The sequence below is a fragment of the Pseudidiomarina sp. WS423 genome, assembly GCF_050750165.1.
Taxonomy (GTDB): Bacteria; Pseudomonadota; Gammaproteobacteria; order Enterobacterales; family Alteromonadaceae; genus Pseudidiomarina; species Pseudidiomarina fusca.
The window spans coordinates 60,230-80,584 of the sequence record NZ_JBOJLN010000001.1; the positions used below are offsets into that span (position 1 = coordinate 60,230).

The window sequence follows — 20,355 nt, forward strand, 5'->3', positions numbered from 1 at the left end:
GGGATAGATGTTTAGTCGTTTCAAAAAATCCAAAGCCGCCGCCACAGACCCATCAACCACGTTGGATGCAACCACGCAGTTTAACGCTGCTTTAGCCAAGATGAGGTTGCCAGGTTGGCAAGGCGCTATCCCTGCGGCATGGGTGAGCGTAGCGGGTAATAAAGCCACTTTGACCTTACCCTTTGCCGCTGATGCCAGTGTGTTGGAGCCTTTTCAGCAAGATCCTCAGTTAGGTCAGTATCAATGGCAGTTGCTGTGCAAGGTCGCTAAGCTAAAAAATTCCCAACCTGAATTGCCGCTTGTCTATGGCAACGTGATTGTGGTGTCATCAGGCAAAGGTGGGGTGGGTAAATCTTCGGTGAGCGTGCAACTGGCGTTGGCCTTGGCAAGTTTCGGTGCCAAGGTGGGTATTCTCGATGCCGATGTTTATGGTCCTTCGTTACCTACCATGCTCGGTGGTGCTGATGAGAAGATGACCGTGAATGAGCAGCAGAAAATGATCCCCCATCAACGCCATGGTGTGTATGCTTCATCGTTGGGTTACCTTACCGATACCAAGGATGCTGCTATTTGGCGTGGCCCTATGGCCAGCGCTGCGTTGCAACAGCTCTTTCGGGATACCAAATGGCCAGCTCTCGATTACCTGATTGTTGACCTACCGCCGGGTACCGGCGATATTCAGCTAACCTTTGCGCAAAAGCTGCCCATCACTGGGGCGGTGGTAGTCACCACACCACAGACTGTGGCGCTAGCAGATGCTGAAAAAGGCATTACCATGTTCCAGAAAGTAGGGGTGCCGATTACTGGTTTAATCGAAAACATGAGTTATTTTGAGTGCAGTCAGTGTGGTCATCATGAAGCGATTTTTGGCACTGCCGGCGGGGTTAAGGTGGCTGCTGAACATGGCGTGCCCTTGCTAGGCCAGTGGCCACTAGCAGCGCGCTTACGTGAGAGCTTAGATAACGGCACCCCTTTGGTGGTAAGTGCTCCTGAGGATCCAATTAGTGTTATTATCAAACAAAGCGCAACGGCGTTGGCGGCCCAGCTTTATCAACAAGCCCAAGCTAACGCATCATAAGAACAAGCAGGAGAGCTCGCCATGCGTTTAACCGATGGTCAAATAGAAGCCTACTTAGCGGCTGGTAAAATCATCTTAGACCCAGCGCCATTGGCGGAGGATATCAGCGGCGTCACCGTAGATATTCATTTGGGAAATGAATTTAGAGTGTTGCAAGATCACGCTGCTCCTTTTATCGATATCAGCGGCCCACGCGATGAGATTGATAAAGCGATTCAATCGGTGATGAGCGATGCCATTGTACTGAATGAAGACCAAGCCTTTTTTATTCACCCGGGTGAGTTTGCCTTGGCGGTTACCCATGAATCGGTGACCTTACCCGCTGATATGGTGGGATGGTTAGATGGTCGCTCGTCGTTGGCGCGGTTGGGATTAATGGTGCATGTAACTGCTCACCGCATCGACCCCGGTTGGTCGGGGCAGGTGGTGCTTGAATTTTTTAATAGTGGTAAGTTGCCGTTAGCGCTGCGGCCCTTGATGAAAATCGGTGCGCTTAGCTTTGAACAACTTGATGAGCCATGTGTACGTCCTTATCGTTCGCGCAAAGACGCTAAATACAAGGATCAACGAGGTGCGGTCGCATCGCGTATTGGTGCGGATAAAAGCGCCTAGATGAGGTGGTCTAGGCGCTTCGTGTCGTTAAAATGAGCCCTAAGCTTATCGGAGTGGGCTAGCGTGGCTAGCCCCGGCAAAGATGGCATTCATTAACAGAATATTCAGACCATCAAGGTAGGCCCGATAGGTGGGCTCTTGGGCAAAGCTTATCACCATGCCGCGACCCTGCGGCTGCCACATCAGATAAGGTTTATAAGCCAACTGCTGTTGATTCTCAGCCCACAAATAACCGCTCGCTAACACCTCATTAGGGCCGGCATAATTCACAATGTTGCGGCCATGATCAATGGTAAGCGGGCGGAAGATTTGATTACCAACCGTTACCGCAAAAACCTCAGGTTTGACCCCTGCACTTAACCAATGTTCTTGGTCTACCTGCAAGCGGGTGATAACGCCAGCGGTCCAATATGGGTCGGCATGGTCGGCTTGAATATAGTGCATAAGTTCTTCACGTTGCTTAAACAGCAAGCCCTCAACGCGTTTTTCGTCGCCGTGGCTTGGGGCTTTAGTTTGCACAACACTTTCTAATGCACTAGATAAAAACTCGGCATCTACGGCCCACGCAGAACTGCTGCCAAGAGTAATTAAGACGCCACCTTTAGCAACCCAATCCTGAATATTTTGTTGTCCGCGCTGGCCTAATGCGGCTTGCAATGCACCGCTACTGGCTGCTGGCATGATCAACACTTGATACTGGCTTAAGTTGGCACCAGCTAATTGGGCAGCGCGTATGGCGGTAACTGGATAGTTAAACTGCTGCTCAATCACAAACCGCGTATGCCCGGCATTTAGGCTAGATACCGGCTCGTCCCACAACATCGCGATTTGGGGCGCATGCACCCGTTGCACGTTATTAGAACCAAAGTTAGGGCCATCAGTCACCCAACTAGAATTCACGCCATCAACCTGAGCCCCACTGGCAACCGCTAAGTCTTGGATAATTGCAGCCAAATTGGCATTGTCGGCATGGGTTAAAATGAGAGACCCGGCTGGATAGCGCTTGCCGTTACTATGGGTAAAAGGTAAATCCGTTTGTTTTACTGTGAGGCCTTCACGTAGCGCCGCAGTTAAAAAACGCCCTGCATTCATATCACCCCAAGGGACGATAAAGCCCACCTTGGCATCAGCCTGATTAACTTGACCTGGCTTAATCAGATCCGTCCCAGCAGCAACAGTGGCCACCCGCGGTAACTTGGCACAGGTTTGATAGCCAACATTAAACATCTGCGGCAGTGACCAAGCAGTGACGTCATAAATTTCATCGGCCAGGTTATTCTTACGGCGCCGCTCTTGTTCCGCAATAAAGTCGGCATCCATGGCAATGTCTTTATCGAGCAGCGTGCGCAACATGTAGTAGGCCGGCTGGGCGCTATCGACAATAAAGCTACCGGCAGCATATTGATTGCCACAGGCTTTGAAGTCTTGCTCTGCTTGTTCAACTTTAACGCCATGGCGGGTTAGCAAACCGGCAAGCCGGCGCGCAGCTGCAGCATCTTGTTGTGGATTAAATACCCAGTAACGCTGCTTGCTTTGACGCCCCAGTTGCACAGCTTGTTGACGATAGTCCCAATAACTTTGCAATAATTGCTGACGCTCTTTAGCGACCGTCTCAATGGTAGCGATAGAGGCAATAAAGTGGCGTTGTACGCCATCACCGTAGGTTAAGATCTCGCCGTCTTTAGTGCGAAATTTATGGCCGCGTGCCGATGCCATTTCGTAGGTCATGGAAATAGCGCCATGGTACAAAGGCCAACTGGCGCCGTAACCTGGATAAAAGGCATCAAACACTTCACGGGTGTAGTAATCGTAACCGTGCTGATCAAACCACTTGCCGTTATTTTCACCTATGGTCCACAGCGCTTTGCGTTGAGTTTCCGTGATCAAAGGGTTATAGGGCTCAGCTTCAGGGGTGAAGTAGTAGCTGGTGTCGCCGCCCATCTCATGTAAATCGACATACACTAGCGGCATATTTTTTAACAGGGCATCCACTTGACCGGCAATTTCAGGCTGGGTTAGAGCTAGCCAGTCGCGGTTTAAATCGAACAAATAGTGGTTACTACGACCACTTGGCCAAGGTTCGTTATGTTCTGCTGAAAGTCTATCGCTACTGTGTTCTAACCCTGCGGTCATGTAATAGCGACTGACAAAGCGTGCACGCCCGTCTGGGTTTTGAACAGGGTCAATAAACACATAAGCTTGGTCTAAGTAACCTTGCGTTGTGGCATCGGTTGCTGCCAGCAAATGCCAAGCTGTAAGCATGGCGGCTTCAGGTGATGAGATCTCGTTACCATGCACCCCATACGAGAGCCAGACGCTGGCTGGCATACTTTGAATTAACTGCTCGGCTTGCTTGTTGGAAGTACTATCGGCTGCGCTTAACGCCGCAATATTTGCTTGATAAGCACCTAACTTAGCCATATTGGCAGCACTCGAAATCACCACGTAATAGAGATTCCGGCCCTCCCAGCTGCGCCCATAAGAGTGCACTTGTACTTGCTCTGGGTAGGCTTTGGCTAAGGCATTAAAATAAGCTTCGATGGCCTCGGGTGAACTGATACGACTGCCGCCGGGGTAGCCTAACACAGCCTCGATAGTCGGGCTGTTGGCTTGATAATCGATTGCCAAGCCAAGCTGTTGTGCTGGTTCTGCGGCAAGCGCACTCCAACTGGTGCAACTTAACAGTGCCGCCAATTGCACCACAAGTTTGGTTAATTTCATCTGCCATTCCTCGATAAGGTAAGGATCACAGCGCTGCCGGTTAGGCGTTAAAAGCTTTTGTTAGCGCTGCTAATAAGGATTCAGGTTGATGCCGATGAGCTGCTTCTGAGGAGGGGCAGACGTGATCAAAACTAGGCAGGGTGAGGTTCGGGTCCGGTCGATTAGTAATGACCTTATCTACCACTTGCACACCTAATTGCTGCTCCATCCAAGCTAATTTTTCACTCAATGACAATTGCCCCGCAGGACTATTTTCCGGCACTAGATTATCAATAAAAATGACTTGCGCAGCACTGTTTGCGATAGCTTGAGCAAATTCTTCTACCAATAACGGTGGCATCACCGAGGTTAGAAAGCTGCCTGGGCCTAAAATGACCAGCTCGCTGCGTTCCACATGATGCAAGGCTTCAGGAGTTGCCGCCACCGGTTGCGATAAGCGCAGTTGTGCAGGCATCTGTTGTAAGCCATCCACTAGGAGTTCACCGAAACACTCCATTCCATCGTGGGTGGCTGCCACCAAATCAACGGGCGTTTCAGACATCGGCAGCAAACGGGTATTGATATTGAGTAGTCGACTCAACAGGGCAATCCCATCGAGTGGTCGCGCACTTAGCTGATCTAAGGTGTAGAGCAATAAGTTACCCAAGTTGTGGCCATGGAGGCTGTGTTCGGTGGTAAAGCGATAGTTAAGCACATCCGCCGCTAATGGATGCTTGGCCAGTTGTGATAAACAATTGCGAATATCGCCCCAAGCAATACAGTCATGATTACGTCTAAGCAGGCCACTAGCGCCACCATCATCGGTGGTGGCCACAATCCCTATTAAGCGTCGATTTAGAAACGCCAAAGTTGAGAGTACCCGTCCTAAACCATGGCCACCGCCAATAGCCGTCACTGAGCGCAACTGTTGCAGTTGTCTAGGAGCTGTTACTAGGGGACTAGGAGATGTCTTTAGTGTCATGTTAACAATATGTGGTTTGTTTATAGCGCTACTTTATGCTGTTCTGCGGTGCTTATCAACGGTTAGATGGTATTCATTCTATCTTTTGTTGATGAGTGTAAAGGCTAAGTAAAAGGGAAGGCTACAGCTTTTTTCTTTGTTCAATTTTGCTATATATATGACATCTTTCATATAACAAAGAGGTTGTTATGTATAACCGAGCTCCTATTAGCACCATGATTGCTTTAACGTTAGCCAGCAGCATGCTTGTTGCTTGTGGTTCAGATAGTGATTCTGAAGTGGTTGCGCAAACCGGTTAATTCTCCTTTGCTGTCAGTGATGCCCCCGTAGACGCCGCTGATGAGGTATGGGCTTGCTTTCATGCTATCGAATTGCTCGGCAATAGTGCTGGCAAGCAAGTTTTCACCATTGGCGAGGACAGTAACACCATTGCTAGTAACGATGTCTGTGTTGATAGCGACGGTGAGGTTATCGCTAATACTCGCGGCATTAACCTTATGAACTTTACCGGTTCAACAGCAGAAGATTTAATCAGTGGTGTGGAGGTGCCAGCTGGGGATTACAGTCAACTACGGTTAGTGATGGCGGATGGTTCTTATGTTCAAGTGGGGGACCAAAAGGTCCCATTAAGCGTGCCATCGAATGAATTGAAGTTTGATGCTATTACCGTGGGTGCTGGCGGTGAAACTGCTTACACTGCGGAGTTTGATTTACGCCAAGCCTTAGTTAATCCGGTCGGACAAGATCAGTATTTCTTGAAACCGCGCGGCGTTCGTTTGGTTAATAACCTAACCGTAGGACACATTGAAGGCAGCATGGCGGAAGCCCTTTTGATTGAAAATAGCTGCACTGTCGCCCCTGCTGATACTGGCACGGCGGTAGCAAGCGTCTACCTGTACCCAGGTGTTGATCATGTTGTTGCGGATCTTGCTGATGTTGGTGGTAGCGAAGCCGTTGAACCTTATGCCGTGAGCGCGGTCTATTTTGATGGTGCGGTAAATTATCAGTTTGAGCTTGGCTATGTGAGCGCTGGGGACTATACCCTTGGCTATACCTGCGATGTCGCAGATGATCCTGAAGTGGATGACGATATTAGCTTGTTAGGCCATCAAACAGTCACAGTTGCCGATAATGGTGAGGTGACGACGGTGGTTATTGAGTAAAGAATACACTCTCCCTTTGAGCCTCCTTACATGGAGGCTTTTTTTTACCTTTTTTTCTGAGTTAAATAAAGCGATACTAGGTTTTTAGCTACTAACACAGAGGCATAGCTCATGGTTCTTACCAGTCTTATTTCTACCGCGTGGTTAGTGTCCTTGTTGCATTTAGAGCCAGCCGGAACTGCGGCATTGGCGGGGCAGCCGGCATCTTCCTCGTTAAAAACCGAGCAATGGTGCATTGCTGGCCACGAGCATCCATTGCAGTTAGAAATTGCTGACACCTTTGATAGCCGAGCACGTGGCTTGATGTTTCGCGAGACTCTCGCTGAACACGCGGGGATGTTGTTTAAGTACCAACAGGAACGCCCCGGTAATGCAGGGTTTTGGATGTACAACACCTACTTACCGTTAGATATTGCTTATCTCGATAAAGACATGAAGATTGCCAGCATTCTATCGATGGATCCATGCCCAAGTATTGATTCGCGCCGCTGCCCCGTGTACGAGCCAAAAGTACGGTACATGGCAGCATTAGAATTAAACCAAGGCTATTTTGAGCGTTATGGTATTACCGTTGGCGCCCAATTACAGTCATGCAAACAACCAGGAGAATAAACCCATGAACAAGCTCTCAGCGTTGGCTGCGGCTAGTTTACTGATGGTTGCCTGTAGCCCAGCGCAAGCACCTCAAGAACAAACTAGCAAGCCGGCGGTAGAAGTTAACCCGTACAGTTTTAATGAAAATTATACAGAGTATTTGCAAACCCTTAGCGCCGATGAATTTGAAGGGCGCGCACCAGCTTCAGCAGGTGAAGAAAAAACAGTTGCCTACATCGAGGGTAAATTTAAAGAATGGGGTTTGCAGCCCTATGATAGCGAGAAGGGTAGCTATCAACAGCAAGTTCCGCTGGTACGTATGTTGCCAACGCAAGTATCTAATATGACGTTTAGCAATAACGATATTAGTGCGTTTGAATACCGCAAAGATATGATGGCTTGGTCCCCACGAGTACAAGAACAAGTAGACCTAAGCAATAGCGAGATGGTGTTTGCCGGCTATGGCATTGTTGCCCCTGAATTTGGTTGGAACGATTACGCAGGCTTAGATGTGGCCGGTAAAACCGTAGTGGTGTTAGTGAATGACCCTGGTTACGATAGCCAAGATGCGGAAGTCTTTAACGGTAAGGCGATGACCTATTACGGGCGTTGGACTTATAAGTTTGAAGAAGCAGCTCGACAAGGAGCCGCTGGGGTTATTGTGATTCATGACACTGGGCCTGCAGGTTATGGCTGGGGCGTGATTGCTGGTGGTTCGCCGATGCGATTTGATTTGGCCCGTGACAATAAAAACATGGACCGAACTCAAATTGAAGGTTGGATCACAAAAGACGCCGCCGATGTGTTATTTGCTCGCTTAGGTAGCAGTTATGATGATATGCGCAAAGCGGCACAACAACCCGACTTTAAAGCAGTTGCGCTGAATACAGCTATGAGCATTAGCGTATCAACCAAATTTGACTACCTTAATTCACCTAACTTGATTGGTTACATTGAAGGTAAATCAAAACCTGATGAGCACGTCATTTATATGGCTCATTGGGACCATATGGGGTTAGACCCGATCAATCCTGACGACGGTATCTTTAATGGTGCGCAGGATAACGCCAGTGGTACTGCTGGGGTGATGGCACTAGCCGAGTTCTACAGCAGCCAACCGCAACCAGAGCGTTCGGTGGTGTTTGTGTTGGTAACAGCCGAAGAGCGAGGTTTGTTGGGCTCTGATTGGTATGCGGATAACCCGATGTTACCTCTTAGTAAAGCTGTAGGTGGCATCAACATGGACGTTTTGAATGTCTATGGTCCGATGCGCGATATGGTTGTGGTTGGCTACGGTAATTCCGAGCTTGAGGGTTATTTGGCTAAGTATGTGGAACAACAAGGGCGTTACGTTGCGCCTGAGCCAAGCCCTGAAGCGGGATCCTTCTATCGCTCAGATCATTTTAACTTAGCTAAGCGTGGTGTACCTATGTTGTACGCTAAAGGTGGCAATGATCACATTGAGTTTGGCAAGGAATATGGTCAGCAAAAACGTGCAGAATATGTCCAAGTAGCTTATCATAAGCCAGCTGATGAGTTTGACCCGAATTGGGATTTACGCGGTGTACAACAAGATCTTTGGTTGTATTACTGGGTAGGTGAAGAACTTGCCAATAGTGCGCTATGGCCGAACTGGAATGCTGGCAACGAATTTAAAGCGATTCGTGACGCAAGTGCAGGCGAGCGCCAATAATTAAGTGACGTAAATGACATTAAAAAGCGGTGGTGGTGGCGCAGCTACCATGACCGCTTTTTTATTATTGCTTTGATCTGGTAAAGGTGAACCGTGGGTTTAAGTATAGAAGGAATAGCGGAAGTCTTTGGCGTTATTGCGTTGGTAGCTAATTTTATTGCCTACCGTCAAGGCACCGCAAATCGCTATCGTATTGTCTCGGCGATTGCTTTAGGCAGTTTGTCGATTCACTTTGCGATGCTTGGTGCTGTTGCTGGCGCGATTGTTACTGGGATTGCAGTATTACGTAATCTGATTGCATTACGGTGGCGCGGCAAGTTGGTGTTATGGGGATTTATTAGCATCAACCTAGGTTTCTTCTTTTGGGAATTAACCGGCGATACCCCATTATTACCTTTATTGATGGCCTATACCTCGTCTATTATTTTTACTGCTGGCGCTATCGTACTCAACTATCCTGTGCTGATTCGGCGTTGGTTTTTACTGGCCGAAATACTGGGATTAGCCTATGCCATTTTAGTTGGCAGTGTGTCTGGTACCGTATTTAATATTGTTAACTTAACCAGCATTATTCTTAAAATGTTACAAGATAAGCTCGCTGCTCGTGCAACCAATAAGGGCAATGACTTGTCTGAGAAATAATCATCCCCATATATTAAGTTAGGGTGATAGTTACAAGCTAAACAAGCGAGACCTTATGTTGATTTATATTCGCCGAATGCAAAGCAAAATAAAACCACAGCCAGGAGCAAACCCGCTGGCGGTTATTTTGGGCTGGTTGTTGTTTGGTGCCTTATTGTTACTTGGTTTATTTTTAGGGCTGGTGTTTTTGCTGGTTGGTTGGATTCTATTACTCCCAGTGATGTGGCGTAAACGCCGCCAACTCAAACAAATGTGGCAGTTTAGTAAAGCGACGCGGCAGGCACAGCAGCAAGCTCGTCGACAGGCGCAGAATGCTTATCAGCAACGCCAAAATCGTCAAGATGATAGCGTTATTGAAGGTGAATATGAGGTTAAGCGCGACTCCAAATCCTAGCAGGAGTCGCCTTGGTATTGATGCAATCTAGGGCGTCACTCGGCGCCCTTTGTTGGTATGACGAATACGTCGCCAACCCCATCTCAGTAAGCCCCAACACGTATCCCATAGCAGTAGCGTCAGTACTGCACTCACCAACGCGGTCACCACTGCGGTCGTCGTCATAGGTACGTTGTAGCTATACATGTGCCAGGTATCTTGGCGAATTTGGGAATTGGCTTGCGTCGCAATAAACCAAACTTGAACGGGTAGGGGCCGTTGCAATTGCTGCTGTTCGTAGCTGAGTAATTCGACCCGTTCAATCAGTGTACGGAGCGGCACAGCTTCAGCTTTAAAGATGTCATTATCGCTATTTTCATGCGCCGCTAGCAGTGCTTGCATATCACCGTTTAAATAAGTATCGGCGATAGCCTGATACTCGCGGTAATAAATCATTGCTTCGGTGTATTGGGCGTCAATGCGCTGCTGGTACTGGGTCACGTAGTTGGGAATTTGAACTCCAACTAAGGCCGCAGCTAATGCTAATAATAAAGAAAAGTATCGTCTCAGCATAAAAAAAAGGTTGAGTCACAAAAGTGACTCAACCTTAGCATGTTTTATGGGTTTAGCTAACTATTAATCCTCGGGCCGAGCCTTCGGCGGGAAAGTTTTACGTACGACGTAAAACAGCAGAGGAACGAAGAAGATAGCTAATATGGTACCACCGACCATACCACCAATCACCCCGGTACCAATGGCTTGACGGCTTACCGCGCCGGCACCAGTTGACAAGGCTAGTGGCAAGACGCCGAAGGTAAAGGCCAGCGAGGTCATTAAGATTGGGCGCAAGCGTAAGCGGACGGCTTCCAGCGTTGCAGCCAAGAGCTCTTTGCCTTGTGCTTGTAGGTCTTTAGCAAATTCCACGATAAGAATCGCGTTACGTGCCGATACCCCAACCGTGGTAAGCAGTCCCACTTGAAAATACACATCGTTCTCAAGGCCGCGCATGGTTGCTGCAATCACGGCACCAAGAATACCTAAGGGCACCACCAACATGACCGCAAATGGAATGGACCAGCTCTCGTAAAGTGCGGCTAGGCACAAAAATACGATGAGCAACGACAACGCGTAGAGCAGTGGTGCTTGGCTACCAGAGGTACGCTCTTCGAGTGAGATACCACTCCATTCATAACCAATACCAGGCGGCAAACGACTGATCAATTCTTCCATTTTCATCATGGCATCGCCTGACGAATAACCTGGTGCAGCTTCACCCTGGATGTTCATCGCTGGCACCCCGTTGTAGCGCTCTAAGCGCTGCGGACCAAAGTCCCAACGGGTGGTCGCAAAGGAGGCAAAAGAGACCATATCGCCTTGATTATTGCGCACATACCACTCATTCACGTCTTCTGGCGTCATCCGGGCTTCCGGTTTACCCTGTAGGTAAACTTTCTTAACCCGACCACGATCCACGAAATCGTTAACGTAGGTAGTACCGAAAGCATTCGATAAGGTCGCGTTGATTTCGCTGATATTTAAGCCCAGTGCTTTGGCTTTTTCATAATCAACGTCAATTCGCAGCTGTGCGGTATCTTCCAAGCCATTCGGACGCACCCCAGTTAAACTAGGTTCTTGTGCGGCCATCCCCAGCAATTGATTGCGTGCATTCAAGAGTTCTGCGTGGCCTAAACCAACACGGTCTTGAATGTAAAGGTTAAAACCACTGGCAGTACCTAACTCAGGAATTGAAGGTAGGTTAAAGGCAAACACCATAGCCTCACGAATTTGCGAGAAGAAGCCAAAAGCTTGACCAATAATGGCATCTATTTGCAGGTGTGGCTCAGTACGCTCACTCCAGTCCGTTAACCGAATAAACACTAACCCTGAGTTTTGTCCTTGACCACTGAAGCTAAAGCCAACCACCGAAAATACGGATTGGATACCCTCTGCTTGCTCGAGGTAATAATCTTCAATCTTAGCCATGGTTTGACGTGATTGCTCAAGGGTCGATCCAGCGGGTAACTGCATCTGAGTTAAGAATACACCGCGGTCTTCGTTTGGAATAAACGAACTCGGCATACGAGCAAATAAGAAGCCAAGTACCACAACTAAGCCCAAATAAACCAGTACAAAACGCACACTACGTTTGATGATATTTTGGACAGAATTGGTGTATTTGTTGGTGGCTTTATCGAGAGTACGGTTAAACCAACCTAGCAAACCTTTTGGCTGATGGTCGTGGTTTAATGGTTTCAGAATGGTCGCACACAAAGATGGCGTGAAGATGATGGCCACCAATACTGATAACGACATCGCTGAAATAATGGTGATAGAGAATTGACGATACACAGCACCGGTAGAGCCGCCGAAGAAGGCCATAGGCACGAATACTGCCGCCATAACCAAGCCAATAGCCACCAAGGCGCCCGTGATTTGTTGCATGGACTTAATCGTAGCTTTACGTGGCGATAGTTTTTCTTCGCTCATCAAACGTTCAACGTTCTCGACCACCACGATGGCATCATCCACCAACAAGCCAATGGCAAGCACCAAACCAAACATGGTTAGGGTATTAATCGAGAAACCAAGGGCAGACATGATCCCGAAGGTACCTAACAGTACCACCGGTATGGCTAACGATGGAATGATAGTGGCGCGCAAGTTCTGTAAGAACAAGAACATCAGCAAGAACACCAAGATGACCGCTTCAAATAAAATCTTCACCACTTCTTTGATGGAGATCTCAACAAACGGAGTGGTGTCATAAGGAATGACTAAACTGACGCCTTCAGGGAAGAATTGCTCAAGTTCAGCTAAGGTTGCTTTCACTGCATTAGCCGTATCCAAGGCATTTGCCCCGGTCGCCAAGTTAATCGCTAAACCAGAAGCTTGTTGGCGGTTATAACGTGCGGCAACACTGTAGTCTTGGCCACCAAGTTCGACTTTGGCGACATCACCCACGGTAACTTTCGAGCCGTCGTTGTTTACCCGTAGTAACACTTGTTCAAATTGCGCCACTGTTTCTAAGCGCGTTTGCGCAATAATAGAAGCGGTTAGACGTTGGCCTTCAACGGATGGAGTACCACCAACTTGGCCAGCAGCAACCTGATTGTTTTGCTCGCGCAACGCTTGCACCACATCGATGGTGTTCATGTTGTAGCGTACTAACAATTCAGGGTCGAGCCAAATACGCATGGAGTAGGGCGCACCAAACAAACGTACGCTACCAACGCCAGGAGTACGGCTAATCGGGTCCTGAATGTTACTCGCAATATAGTCGCCTAAATCGATTTGAGTAATTTCAGGGTTGTCAGAAATGAGCGCTGCTACTAACAAGAAAGAGTTGTTCGCTTTAGCTACCACCAGACCTTGGTCTTGTACTTCTTGTGGTAACAGCGGTAGCGCCAACTGCAATTTGTTTTGCACCTGAACCTGCGCGATGTCCGCATCGGTACCGGCTTCAAATGTGAGCGTAATGCTGGCGTTACCAGCGGAATCGCTGGTAGATGAAAAGTATTTGAGGTTATCAATACCATTCATGTTCTGCTCAATAACCTGGGTCACACTCTCTTCTAAGGTGGCTGCCGTAGCGCCAGGATAAGAGGCGTTAATTTGCACCGACGGCGGCGCAATTTCAGGATATTGCTCAACAGGAAGCTGCGTGACCGCTAGCCCGCCTGCCAACATGATGATAATAGCGATAACCCAAGCAAAAATTGGGCGATCGATAAAAAACTTAGCCATAGGTTATTTCACTTCTTCAGTTTTAACCGGCATCCCCGGCTGAATTTTTTGCAAGCCTTCGACGATGACTTGGTCACCAGCAGTTAAACCATCGGTCACAATCCAATCGCTACCAACGGTACCTTGCACGGTTAAGTAGCGTTGCTCAACTTCACCCGTTTGATTAACCACCATGGCGATGGCACGCCCGCGCGGATCACGAGTTACCCCGGTTTGCGGAGCTAAAATGGCTTGCTGCAATTCACCGCTAGCAATCTCAGTGCGTACGTACATACCTGGCATCAACACCTGCTCAGGGTTGGCCACTTTGGCGCGCAAGGTAATAGCACTGGTTTGAGGGTCGACGGTAACTTCATTGAACAACAATTCACCTTGTAACTCGGTGTTATCACCGACTTTAACAGTCACCGCCGCACGGTTATTGGTATCCGTCACTATTTGTCCCGAACGCATAGCTTGCTGTAACTGCAGATACTCTGAGCTACTTTGCGCAATATCTATGTAAATTGGATCTAATTGGTGAATAGTGGTTAATGCTTGGGCTTGGCCAACGCTTAATAATGCACCTTCAGTAAGCTGTGAACGTCCAATACGCCCACTAATAGGCGCTTTAACACGAGTATACTCAAGGTTGAGCTTGGCTTGAGTGATGCTTGCTTCAGCGACTTTAAGTTGAGCTTCAGCTTGTAAGTAAGCAGCTTCTGCTTCGTCATAATCTTGCTGGCTAATGGCTTTATCCGCGACCAACCCTTGTGAACGCTCAAAACGCGCTTTACTTGCTTTTAGTGTGGCCTGTGCTCGCTTTAATTCGGCCTCGGCACTAGCTAAAGTTGCTTCGTACATGGCTGCGTCGATTTGATACAGTTGCTGGCCGGCTTCGACCATCGCACCTTCTTGAAATAGCTGGCGTTGTAAAATACCGTTCACCTGCGGGCGCACTTCAGCGACCCGATAGGCACTAGCACGACCGGGCAGGGTGGTGGTGAGGTCGACATTTTGCGGAGCAATAGTTACTACTCCTACGGTCATTTGCTGTTGTTGTTGTGCGCCAGGCCCCTGTGCCTGTTCTGCATCACCGCAACCTGCTAGCGCTAACGATGCGCTAAGCATCGAAACTAACAAAGGTACACGTAAACGTTGCTGCATGAATTACCTCTATTCTTATGTATGGATTGGCCGCAGCCAATTGGAATAATCTAGGACGACAAAATTGCACTAATTATACATACATTCATGTATGTTTGTAAGTGCAAATTAGCGAAAATCACTTTGTTTATCTGCGTTAGAAACATGCTAAGGTATGTGCTAAGTACGCTTCAAACACCGAGAAAGATTATGTTTACTTCGTTCAAACGCCAGTTGTTACTAGGATTATTGGTTTTAGCGATTGCCATCATCGGAATAATTGTGCAACGCCAATGGCAGGCCACTGATTCAACAAAAAATCGTAACTATTTGTATCAACAATTACTGGAGCGTTCGGGACAGCTAAATCGTGACTTACCTAAATTACTCGACCGGCAAACTCGGTTTGAGCGGGCCGAAGTAGTTCATTACGGCATGCGCTTTATTTACTCGTTAGTAGGTATTGATAAGTACAGCCACGATGAGGCCAATATTGAGCAACAGCTTGAACCAGCAATGTTACGTCAGTATTGCCAGCATGACAGTTTAGCTTTTTATCGTGAGCATGCTGACTTTCTCGAAATTCGTTACCTCGATCAGAATGACCAGTCTTTGTTTACGCTGCGTTTCGTGCCTATCGACTGCAGCTGATAGGCACCAAGCCGCGCGGTTATCTAATCAGGCGCATTAAAGCCATCTAACACCAGTTTGCCAATCACTTGATGACTTTCAAGCAAGCTGTGAGCTAGACGAAGATTGGCTGCGGTTAAGGGGCCTAAATGCTCAGATAGGGTCGTTTTTAAAATACCGGCATCGGTTAATTCAGCGACTTGCTGCAAAATCTGGCCTTGTATATAGGCATCAGCGGTGTTGAACATGGAGCGGGTAAACATAAATTCCCAATGCAAACTGATGCTCTTTTGTTTTAACAGGCGAATGTCTAACAGCTCGCTCGGATCATCAATGAGCGCTAATTTTCCTTGCGGCACGATCAGCTCAGCTAAGCTAGTAAAATGCTGGTCGGTATGGGTTAGACTGGCCACATAATCAACTCCAGTTACACCATGTTGAGCCAATTGTGGGGCTAACGGCTGATGATGGTTGATAACGAGATCAGCTCCTAAATCACGCACCCATTGCTGGCTTTCTGGTCGGGATGCAGTTGCAATCACTGTGAGTTTGGTCAGTTGTTTTGCAAGTTGAATCAAGGCTGAACCAACGCCGCCAGCAGCCCCGGTGATCAGCAAACTACCGGTAGTATCTGCGGTTAAGGCTAAGCGCTCAAACAACAGCTCCCACGCTGTTAAAAAGGTTAACGGCATCGCCGCCGCTTGCGCAAAGTTAAGGCTGTGCGGTTTTCTGCTGACGAGGCGTGCATCAACCACATGATACTGAGCATTAGCACCAGCGCGGTCTACAGCGCCCGCATACCAAACTTCGTCACCTTCTTTAAAATCCATGACATTGTCACCAACGCCAATCACCACCCCGGCGACATCCCAGCCAAGAACTCCAAACTCGCCGGCTTGCGGCTGTTTGCGTTGGCGAATTTTGGTATCAACAGGGTTCACTGATAGGCCATACACTGCAACTAAGATGTCGTCGGCTTGTAGAGTTGGCTCAGCTATTTCTATGTCCAATAAAGCTTGGTTGTTATCAATGGGTAACGATTGTTGGTAACCGACTGCTTTCATGCTTGGTACCTCAATGCCGAAGTGATGTTTTGGTTTAGCTTAACGTAAAAACTCAGTAAGCCAGAGGTTAAACTAACTGAAACCTTGGTCATTAGGTTAAAATACCAAGATTAAACGAATTTATTAGCTACATTGTAGACTAATTTAGGTCACTCGTTGAGGGAAACAAAGCCCAGTATTATGTAACAACATGATGCTAAGATGAGCGGCCCGCTCAAGGCTCAATGCATTTTAAGGAATTAGCGTGTCCAAAGTGTCTAAACCAGCAGTCACTCCAAGCTCTAACAGCGGCAAAGCTGACGCTTGGTATCAGCGGGTTGCCGAATCATCGGCGGTGTTACCGCTGATGTTTGTGTTGTCGATGTTAGAATCAATCATTATTCCGATCCCGCTCGAGCTTATTCTCATTCCGTTGTTGATTCATCAGCGTGAGCGGCTGTGGGCCATCGCTACCGTGGTACTGGCAGGGTGTTTGGTTGGCGCAAGTATCGGTTATGGGGTTGGGTTATGGCTGTTTGATGATATCGGTGACGCTATTCTCACCTATTTTGGCTACAGCCAAGCGTTTGAACAATTTACCACACAGTTTCAACAGCACGGCTTTGTGACCCTGTTACTGACGGGGATCACGCCCATTCCATTTCAGGTAGGGATGTTAGCGGCGGGGAGTAGTAATTATCCTTTTTCTCTGTTTATGTTGGCAGCCGTGATAGCACGCGGGCTGCGCTATTATGGCCTAGCACTCTTGGTGTATTGGTTTGGACCGCTCGTTTTAGGATGGTGGCAACAACATTCGCGTAAAGCTGGATGGTTGTTGCTAACCTTGTTGGGGGGCGGTTATGCAGTATATTTATTGGTTTAGTAGCCTTAGCTGAGTTGTAGTTTGGCGCTGATCGCACGCAAGGCTTCCACGCCATGTAAATCAGTAGGGAAGAGCGGTAAATAGAGTTGCGGCAGGCTGCTAAATTGCGCCTGAATTTGTTCGCGATAAATGGCCTCTTGCTGGCGACGCTGGGCAAAAAACTCACTATCGATAGCGTCAGGAACATTGCGGTTGATCACTAACCCCGCAACGGGCAGATGTTCCGCCTGTAAGGTTTGCACGGCCCGCGTCGTTTCGAGGATCGGGAGTTTTTCTGGGGTCAATACAAACACAATGCCACATTGCTGCGCATCTGTGAGCTGATGGCGAATACGATGAAACAGGCTTTGCCGTTGTTGCAAAGTAGCCGTTATTTCAGCTGTTCGATCATCCATCTCTGCTGTTTCATGGGTGGTTGGGTCGCCCATTGGGTTAGCGATATCACGACCTGATTTAGCCGAGAGATGGGCTAGCACGCCCTCAAGCTGTTCACTCTTTTTGGTTTGCCGTAACAATCCTTGGGTCCAAGCGGCCATGGCTTCGGGTAAGGTTAACAGGCGCAACGTATGGCCGGTAGGAGCCGTATCAAAAATAACTAAATCATACTGGCTGGGCGCGCTATCAATGATTTTCGCAATGCGTTCTAATAACGCTGCTTCTTGCGCACCCGGCGATTGCTCGGTTAAGCGCATTTGGCGCTCAATTTCCCCATACATTTGCGGCCGCGCAAAACGCTTCATGGTACGCATCACCCGATTAATGTGGGCACGCACTTGTTTATCCGGATCAATTTCTAAGGCATCAATGTTTGGCAACAGTGGTTGATATTGCTCTTGTTCTTGTTCGCTACTGGGGTCACCAATAGTTAAATCAAAGGCATCGGCCAAGCTATGGGCGGGGTCTGTAGAGACCAATAATACTCGCTTGCCCAGTTGCGCCGCTTGTAAGGCTATGGCTGCCGAAACCGTGGTTTTACCTACACCACCTTTACCGCCGACAAATAAGATACGTTTAGATAAAATAGGTAACATAAAAGCTCAGCTAGGTTAGGGGTGTTAACAACAACGAAAGCCATCTAATGGGGAGTGTTCCATCCCCATGCGTAGATGCCATTCATGAAAACGTTCAAGCAATAAAGGTTGTAGTTCAAGGGTATAATAAGAAGCGGGATTAGGAACCCCCATCAGTTCTGAGAACACTAACAGCATGAAAAGATCGTCCTCGTCCCGCTTCGCACGAGCTATGGCTGCTCGGTAAGGAGCGTTATAGACCGCCGTGGCATACCTATTAGCTTTCCCTAACCAATCGACAATAGCTCGTATTTTCATAGTATGACCTTTTACTTCTCGCCTTATTAAGCTTTGTTACGTTGTTCGCGACGTAGCCTTGTAAGAGTACTAGCCGCTTCTAAAGAAATCCAAATAGCTGCAACTAACACCACTAAGTCTAAGCTTAACAAGAACCAATCTGATTTTTGGTAGAAGGTCATTAACTGAATAAGCAACGCGTAAATGGCCATGACTAGCAAAAACAGCAAAGGTATCAAGGTCACATACATGGGGCGACCTAGCTTAACCAGCATGGTGGTGATCACCAGTAGGGTTAATCCGGCAAGTAACTGGTTGGTAGTACCAAACAGTGGCCAAATTAGCAAGCCACCAGAACCATCAGCACCGCCGGCACCAAAGGCGAGCAACAAGCACGAACCTACGGCAAGTAAGGTAGCAGGCGCAGCTTTTTCCATCCATTTGATGTTATAAATATTGCCCCATTCTTGGAAGATATAGCGCTGTAAACGTAGCCCTGTATCCATGGTGGTACCGGCAAACAACACCGCCATGACCGTGAGCAAGGTTTGCGAGATTTCAGCATTTAAGCCGATACCATTCTCGAGGATATTTGCGCCACCGGATACAAAGGCAGCCACGCCTCCTTGACCGAAGCTATGATACACGGCCTGCCAATCGGCTAAGGTAGCAAAGCCAGCAGTTGCCGCAATGATGGTGGCAAGAGACAATGAACCTTCACCGATTGCACCAAAATAACCAACAAAACGAGCATCCGTTTCTTTGTCGAGCTGTTTTGAGGTGGTTCCTGATGCAACTAATCCATGGAACCCAGATATAGCGCCACAAGCGATGGTGACAAATAACAGTGGCACCAGCGATGGTGTCCCTTCCGGAGTATTGGTATTAAATGCTGGAGCAACGAGTTCAGGGCCGCTTATTAGCACGGCACCGTAAAGAAGAATTAAGCCGATGAATAATTGTAAGCCGTTAATGTAATCACGTGGTTGCAGTAACATCCATACCGGCAACAAACTAGCGATAGCAGCATAAAGGAAAAGCACAATAATCCACTGCGCATTATCAGAAACGCCAAATACCGTTTCTGGTAATTCAATCGGGTACGATGGTCCAGCCCATATCAGTGCATAGAGTGCAATCACCCCTAAAATAGAAACCGTGCCTAGGTTCATCCATTTACGGAAGATAAATTGGCCAATAATCAGGGCCACAAAGATAGCTCCCCATACGGGCACCACGGAACTAGGGAAGTTGATCAGTAGCCCTGAAATGGCGGTCGCAAACACCGCATTAACCATGAGCAGCACTAAAAAAATCACGATCATGAACAGGCTTTGTGAGCGTCGGCCTACCACATCACCAGTGAGCGCCCCAATGGAGCGGGCTTTGTTGCGGTTCGAGGCCCAAATAGCACCAGCATCATGAACGCCAGCAAAGAAGATAGTACCGAACACTACCCATAAAAAGGCCGGTACCCAACCCCAAATAACGGCGATAGCTGGCCCAATGATAGGCGCGGCACCCGCAACTGAGGTAAAATGGTGACCCCACAACACGTACTTGTTAGTGGGAACAAAATCTACGCCGTCTTCAAACTCGTGCGCTGGCGTGCGAAAATTAGGGTCTAGCTGGTAGATTTTTTCGGCTACGAACTTTGAATAAAATACGTAGCCCAAAAACATCGCACCTAAGCCCAGTAACATCAGCAGAATTGCATTCATGGCTTATCCTTTTTTAGTTTATTATTGGCAAATCAATAACTGCGTTATGGTAATGCATAGATAGT

At 48.1% G+C, this 20,355-nt stretch carries 17 protein-coding genes and 1 pseudogene; 9 read left to right on the forward strand and 9 right to left on the reverse strand.

Annotation, left to right across the window (positions count from 1 at the left end; genetic code table 11):
- Positions 1-7 precede the first annotated feature (7 nt).
- Together apbC and dcd are read left to right on the forward strand one after the other, a co-directional pair.
- Positions 8-1,078, forward strand: coding sequence for an iron-sulfur cluster carrier protein ApbC (apbC, locus tag ACQ661_RS00280; RefSeq protein WP_431667293.1), 1,071 nt, complete (start codon positions 8-10; stop codon positions 1,076-1,078).
- A 21-nt stretch (positions 1,079-1,099) separates the two neighbouring features.
- A complete protein-coding gene (gene dcd / locus ACQ661_RS00285) occupies positions 1,100-1,690 on the forward strand; it encodes a dCTP deaminase (protein ID WP_431667294.1) in 591 nt (196 codons plus the stop codon).
- Between the two features lie 45 nt (positions 1,691-1,735).
- Here the strand turns inward: dcd and ACQ661_RS00290 are convergent, their stop codons facing one another.
- Together ACQ661_RS00290 and ACQ661_RS00295 are read right to left on the reverse strand one after the other, a co-directional pair.
- Positions 1,736-4,411, reverse strand: coding sequence for a M14 family zinc carboxypeptidase (locus tag ACQ661_RS00290; protein WP_431667295.1), 2,676 nt, complete (start codon positions 4,409-4,411; stop codon positions 1,736-1,738).
- Positions 4,412-4,451: 40 nt separating this feature from the next.
- Positions 4,452-5,372 carry a gluconeogenesis factor YvcK family protein gene (locus tag ACQ661_RS00295; protein WP_431667296.1) on the reverse strand — a complete coding sequence of 307 codons (921 nt, stop codon included), beginning with the start codon at positions 5,370-5,372 and terminating at the stop codon, positions 4,452-4,454.
- Positions 5,373-5,683: 311 nt separating this feature from the next.
- Here ACQ661_RS00295 and ACQ661_RS00300 point away from each other — a divergent pair.
- From ACQ661_RS00300 to ACQ661_RS00320, 5 genes and pseudogenes are all read left to right on the forward strand, one after another.
- A pseudogene (locus ACQ661_RS00300) lies at positions 5,684-6,535 on the forward strand (DUF4382 domain-containing protein); the annotation flags it as partial.
- Between the two features lie 111 nt (positions 6,536-6,646).
- On the forward strand, positions 6,647-7,147 hold the full coding sequence (locus ACQ661_RS00305; protein ID WP_431667297.1) for a DUF192 domain-containing protein: 501 nt from the start codon (positions 6,647-6,649) through the stop codon (positions 7,145-7,147).
- Between the two features lie 4 nt (positions 7,148-7,151).
- Positions 7,152-8,822 carry a M28 family metallopeptidase gene (locus ACQ661_RS00310; protein ID WP_431667298.1) on the forward strand — a complete coding sequence of 557 codons (1,671 nt, stop codon included), beginning with the start codon at positions 7,152-7,154 and terminating at the stop codon, positions 8,820-8,822.
- A gap of 93 nt (positions 8,823-8,915) precedes the next feature.
- Positions 8,916-9,464, forward strand: a complete 549-nt coding sequence (locus ACQ661_RS00315; RefSeq protein ID WP_431667299.1) for a YgjV family protein — start codon at positions 8,916-8,918, stop codon at positions 9,462-9,464.
- A 55-nt stretch (positions 9,465-9,519) separates the two neighbouring features.
- Positions 9,520-9,858 (forward strand): hypothetical protein, encoded by a 339-nt coding sequence (locus tag ACQ661_RS00320; RefSeq protein ID WP_431667300.1) that lies wholly within the window; start codon positions 9,520-9,522, stop codon positions 9,856-9,858.
- Between the two features lie 27 nt (positions 9,859-9,885).
- Here ACQ661_RS00320 and ACQ661_RS00325 read toward each other — a convergent pair whose 3' ends face one another.
- From ACQ661_RS00325 to ACQ661_RS00335, 3 genes are all read right to left on the reverse strand, one after another.
- Positions 9,886-10,410 carry a DUF2937 family protein gene (locus tag ACQ661_RS00325; protein ID WP_431667301.1) on the reverse strand — a complete coding sequence of 175 codons (525 nt, stop codon included), beginning with the start codon at positions 10,408-10,410 and terminating at the stop codon, positions 9,886-9,888.
- Positions 10,411-10,473: 63 nt separating this feature from the next.
- On the reverse strand, positions 10,474-13,581 hold the full coding sequence (locus ACQ661_RS00330) for an efflux RND transporter permease subunit (protein ID WP_431667302.1): 3,108 nt from the start codon (positions 13,579-13,581) through the stop codon (positions 10,474-10,476).
- Positions 13,582-13,584: 3 nt separating this feature from the next.
- Entirely contained in the window at positions 13,585-14,727 is a 1,143-nt protein-coding gene (locus ACQ661_RS00335; protein ID WP_431667303.1) for an efflux RND transporter periplasmic adaptor subunit, read from the reverse strand.
- A 189-nt stretch (positions 14,728-14,916) separates the two neighbouring features.
- Between ACQ661_RS00335 and ACQ661_RS00340 the strand changes: the two genes are divergently transcribed.
- The gene (locus ACQ661_RS00340) at positions 14,917-15,357 is read left to right on the forward strand and encodes a hypothetical protein (RefSeq protein ID WP_431667304.1); all 441 of its coding nucleotides are present in this window, start codon (positions 14,917-14,919) and stop codon (positions 15,355-15,357) included.
- Positions 15,358-15,380: 23 nt separating this feature from the next.
- On the opposite strand, the gene ACQ661_RS00345 is transcribed toward ACQ661_RS00340, so the two are convergent.
- Positions 15,381-16,400 (reverse strand): zinc-binding alcohol dehydrogenase family protein, encoded by a 1,020-nt coding sequence (locus tag ACQ661_RS00345; protein ID WP_431667305.1) that lies wholly within the window; start codon positions 16,398-16,400, stop codon positions 15,381-15,383.
- 244 nt (positions 16,401-16,644) lie between these two features.
- Between ACQ661_RS00345 and ACQ661_RS00350 the strand changes: the two genes are divergently transcribed.
- Entirely contained in the window at positions 16,645-17,262 is a 618-nt protein-coding gene (locus ACQ661_RS00350; protein ID WP_431667306.1) for a YqaA family protein, read from the forward strand.
- A 5-nt stretch (positions 17,263-17,267) separates the two neighbouring features.
- Here the strand turns inward: ACQ661_RS00350 and ACQ661_RS00355 are convergent, their stop codons facing one another.
- From ACQ661_RS00355 to ACQ661_RS00365, 3 genes are read right to left on the reverse strand one after another with little or no spacing between them, the layout of a single operon-like run.
- On the reverse strand, positions 17,268-18,293 hold the full coding sequence (locus ACQ661_RS00355; protein ID WP_431667307.1) for an ArsA family ATPase: 1,026 nt from the start codon (positions 18,291-18,293) through the stop codon (positions 17,268-17,270).
- A gap of 24 nt (positions 18,294-18,317) precedes the next feature.
- Positions 18,318-18,590, reverse strand: coding sequence for a cory-CC-star protein (locus ACQ661_RS00360; RefSeq protein ID WP_110075022.1), 273 nt, complete (start codon positions 18,588-18,590; stop codon positions 18,318-18,320).
- A 26-nt stretch (positions 18,591-18,616) separates the two neighbouring features.
- Entirely contained in the window at positions 18,617-20,290 is a 1,674-nt protein-coding gene (locus ACQ661_RS00365) for a carbon starvation CstA family protein (RefSeq protein WP_110075023.1), read from the reverse strand.
- Between the last annotated feature and the right edge of the window lie 65 nt (positions 20,291-20,355).